The sequence below is a fragment of the Frankia tisae genome, from assembly GCF_025403405.1.
In the GTDB taxonomy this organism is placed as follows: domain Bacteria; phylum Actinomycetota; class Actinomycetes; order Frankiales; family Frankiaceae; genus Frankia; species Frankia tisai.
The window spans coordinates 1-4,290 of the sequence record NZ_JANEZT010000475.1 but is presented as its reverse complement, the minus strand read 5'-3'; the positions used below and the strand labels follow the sequence as shown (position 1 = coordinate 4,290).

General features: G+C 70.7%; 2 protein-coding genes. One reads left to right on the top strand and one right to left on the bottom strand.

All coding sequences use genetic code 11. From position 1 onward, the window contains the following. Positions 1-117: 117 nt before the first annotated feature. Positions 118-2,706: an HAD family hydrolase gene (locus NBZ85_RS28315; protein WP_261557938.1), complete on the bottom strand. Its 2,589-nt coding sequence runs from the start codon at positions 2,704-2,706 to the stop codon at positions 118-120. Between the two features lie 473 nt (positions 2,707-3,179). Here NBZ85_RS28315 and NBZ85_RS28310 point away from each other — a divergent pair, with 473 nt between their 5' ends. Next, on the top strand, positions 3,180-4,106 hold the full coding sequence (locus NBZ85_RS28310; RefSeq protein WP_372517755.1) for an ABC transporter permease: 927 nt from the start codon (positions 3,180-3,182) through the stop codon (positions 4,104-4,106). The last annotated feature ends 184 nt before the right edge of the window (positions 4,107-4,290 follow it).

The following is a 4,290-nucleotide window of genomic DNA, read 5'->3' as shown; positions in this document are numbered from 1 at the left end:
CTTCGAACGGGCCCCGCGCCACGGGCTCGTCCGGCTCCGCGTCCTCGCCCCGGGAACCCGGGTCGTTGTGATCGCCTACCGGCCCGACGGCCGCGGGTTCGGGGTCCCGCTGGTCGGTCACCGCAGTCCTCCGAGCTCGCGCCGGATCTTGCGGGCCGCCCGGACGGGGAGCCCGTCACGGGCCGGGCCGGCGGTGGGCAGGATCAGCGAGTCGCCCCGGATGCCCATCCACCCGAAGGCCATCTCGACGTCGAGGGCGTAGACCCCGGCGAGGTGCGGCTGGGAGGCCAGATCGATCGTGTAGACGAGCTGGGGGTCGTCGCCGAGGATCTCCACCAGGTTCGGCTGGAGCAGCCGCAGGCCGACGAGCGCCAGCTGCTGGGCGGGGTCGTCCAGCGAGGTGATGGTCACCTTGTAGGGCTCGGCGACGTTGTTGATGTGGAACGACAGCGTCAACCAGTCCAGCCGCAGCAGCCCGCGCCGACCGGCCGGGTCGATGCGGATGCGGCGGGCACCGACCGCCTCCATGCTGAGCCGGACGAGCGACAGCCCGTCGCGCGCCGACCGGGTCAGCGCCGTCTCCTTCACCCCGTTGACGAAGTCGGCGCCGGTGTCGACGTAGACCTCCACGGGGCCGGCGGCAGCCTCCGGCGAGACCTCCTCGGGTGGGACGCCGGCCGCCGCGGCCAGCCCGCTGATGACGGCGAGCGGCCGGTTCGCAACGCCGGCGACGCCCGCGGGCCAGTACAGCTCCCGCATGGAGATGCGGTCGATGTCGGCCGGGGTGAGGTAGGGCATCCGACGCACGAGCTCCGGCGGCAGCAGGCCCTCGGTGGCGTCGGAGCCGAAGTTGTCGTCGTGGGCCCAGGAGCCGAATGCCGCGGCCTCGGCGGCGGTGGGGCGGGCGACGAAACGGGTCAGCATACGCAGGCCGGCGCGGCGCGCCCCGGCGGAGGCCAGCGACGGCATGGGGGTCTCCGAACGCCGGTAGCGCAGCCACTCGCGTTGGAAGGCGAGGATGCCGTCCTGGACGGCGGCGCGCTGGGCTACCTGGGTGCGCGAGGTCCGGTCGATGCTGAGCACCGGGTTGCTCATCTCGTCGAACGAGACCAGCGACCCGACGTCGGGCATGCAGAGCTGTTCGAGCACCTCGGGGCTGCGCATGAGCTGGTTGGCCATCGTCTCCGGCTGCCCGCTGGAGGCCACGTAGCCCTCCAGCTCCATCCCGGCGAGCCGGTGGCTCATCGCCGCCTGGTTCGTCGCCAGGTACAGGCCGAGGATGTCCAGCTTGCGGCCGGTGGAGGCCAGCAGCCGGGTGAGCAGCGCCTGGATGGTGCCACCCCAGCCCAGGTCGAGGAAGACCACCCGGCCGGTCTCCGGCAGCTGGCTGTCGAGGTAGCGCACGTAGCGTTCGCGCAACCGGGTGGCGGTGAGCACGATCTCGCTGCGGATCCGCTCGTCCGAGCAGAGTTCCTCGAGGGTGTCGTCGAGCAGGCCCGGCACGTCGAGGCGCCGGTCGGCCAGCGCGGAGATGCCGGCGACGTTCTCCAGCCGGACACCGAGCTGGCGCAGCAGCTGGCCGACGCTCGGCGCGTGCCGGCGGACCAGGAAGCTCTTCAGCTCCTCCGGGCTGCCCTCGAACACGTTGGACAGGGCGCAGACCTGCCGGGACGCCCACATCGTCGACACGGAGATGCCGAGGTCCTCGCCCGGGTCGACGAGCAGGCGGGACAGGAAGTCCCCCTCCCGCATCAGGCAGTAGATGTGGTCTGCGCCGAAGTCGCGCGCCCGCTCGACCGCCCACTCACCGAAGCCGGCGAAGACCGGGCCGAAGACGGTGGCCCCGGTCTCCCAGTAGCGCCGCAACCCGGCGGGCACGGCGAGGGCGTCCGCGCGGTGCAGCGTGCGGGCACGCAGGGCGGTCATGCCGAAGTCCCCGTCGACCGGGTCGATGGGGATGTCGTCGCTGGGCTGGTTACGAAGTCCTTCCAGGTCGAGGGTGTGACGCAGCGATCCGGCGTACTTGGGGTAGTGGATGGCCACGAGCCCGTGCTCGCGGGCGCCCTCGACGTCGGCGACCGGGTGGTCGCCGAGGTGGACCACCCGGGACGGCTGGAGATTCGACGCGGCCAGCATGTGCTGGAACAGCCCGTCGCTCTTGGACGTCCCGGCATCGGAGGAGGTGAAGATCCGGGTGAACTGCACCCCCGAGAGCTCCGGCCGGTTCAGCAGCCGTTCCAGCTGGCTGGCGGAGAAGTAGGTGTCCGACAGCAGGTACACCGGCAGGCCGAGCTTGGTCATGGCGAGCTCGGCGAGTTCGACCACGGCAAGATCGGCCCGGCAGAGCTCCCGCTCGACGGCGACCTCGGCGTCGACCAGGTCCTGCACCCCGGCGGTGCCCGGCAGCGCGGGGGCGAGCACCTGCCAGATCTCGTCCAGGCGCACCTCGTGGGTGCCTCTGGTGGTGTGGGCGTGCATCCGCGCCAGGTGCTCGGCGTGGACACGCAGCCGGGCGAACTCTCCCGGCGAGACACTCGGTGGCAGGTGGCCGGCATCGGCGAGCCGGTGGCCCAGCAGCACGAAGGCGTGGGTGGGTTCGGGCACCATGCGCCACAACAAGGTGTCGAAGACATCGAGAGTCAGGGCCTGTGCCCCGCCCGACTCCAGATGCGACCACACTTCGCGTAGTCGGACGTCGGTGAACACGGCCGTCCTCTCCATGCGACCGAAACGGCCGCTCCATGCGACCGGTACGGCCGCCTCCGCCGGGTCGGCCCCGACGGCCACCAAACGTCGGGAATCCCCCACGCGGTATCGGCCGGCCGAAGCCAGATGGACGGGTCGATACTATGAACCCCGTTCCGGACACCGGCCACCGGACCGGGTGGCGACGCTGGCTCGGTCCGGGCACGGTACCGTCACGATTCCGCCGACAAGCGGGCCGGTTCGCCAGCGAGCACCATCGGCCATTCATCCGCGATCGGGACAACACCCTCGGTGGGCGGAGGGTACGACGGGCGTGTCCCTGCGCGCCCCCGGCCGGGGGCGCGCCGGGCCGGTGACGGTTCTCGGTACTGTCGGAACTCTGTCGTGTCGAGTGAGGAGCGGACAGGTGCAGCTCCAGCCACGCCGTGCCGAGGATCGGCGGCCTGGCCTCCGGGAGACGGGAGGGGCCGGCCGTGTCACATCTTGCTGACGCACCGCTGCCCGCCGGTACTCCGGTGGCCCCGTCCCCGCACCCGGGACAGCACGCGATGGACCCGAGCCGGCTGGCCCGCCGCAGCCGGGCGCAGACGAGGGTGCGTTGGGAACTGCTGCGCAATCTCATCCGCAAGGACCTGAAGGTCAAGTACAAGGGCTCCACGCTGGGCTTCGCCTGGTCGTTGGCGAACCCGATGCTCCTGCTCGTGGTGTACACGTTCGTCTTCCAGATCGTCCTCAAGTCGGGAATTCCGCGGTTCGGCATTTACCTGATGTCCGGGCTGCTGATCTGGAACGCCTTCTCGGGCAGCGTGTCCTCGGCGTGCGGCGCCGTCGTCGCCAACGCGAACCTGGTCAAGAAGGTGCGGTTCCCGCTCGCCGTGCTCCCGCTGTCGGCCGTCGGGTTCGCCGCCGTGCACTTCCTGCTCCAGCTGCTCGTGCTTTTCCTGGTGATCCTGATTCTCGGCTACAACCTGATCGGCACCGAGCTGCTGCTGATCGTGCCGGCGGGTGCCGTCGCCATCACGTTCACGGTCGCACTGTCGCTGCTGGTCAGCGCCCTGAACGTGCGCTACCGCGACACCTCTCACCTGCTCGACGTCGCCCTGCTCGCCTGGTTCTGGCTGAACCCGATGGTCTACGCCTTCGGCCTGATCCAGAGCCGGCTGCACGAGTGGACCTGGGTGTACCTGCTCAACCCGATGGCGGTGGTGGTCATCACCTTCCAACGCGCGATCTACGATCCCGGGAGTGGCTCCACCCATTCGACCCCCGTCCAGGCGGACCTGGGATACCAGTTCTACCTGGAACATCTCGCCGTCGCAGGGGCGATCTCGGTCGCCCTGCTCTGGGTCGGGTTCCATGTGTTCCGCACCATGCAGGCGGACTTCGCCGAGGATCTGTAGGTGAGCTCCCGGCGACTCGGCGACGTTGTCGTCCGCCGCCGCGAGCCCTGGAGCCAGCACGCCGACCGCGGTGCGATCATGGTGAGACGTCCGCCGGCGGCCAGCAAGGAGTTGTAGTGGCTCGACACTCGTCCGCGTACCAGCGCGCAGCGGCCTCCCCGCCAGGGGGACGGCACCCCGCGGC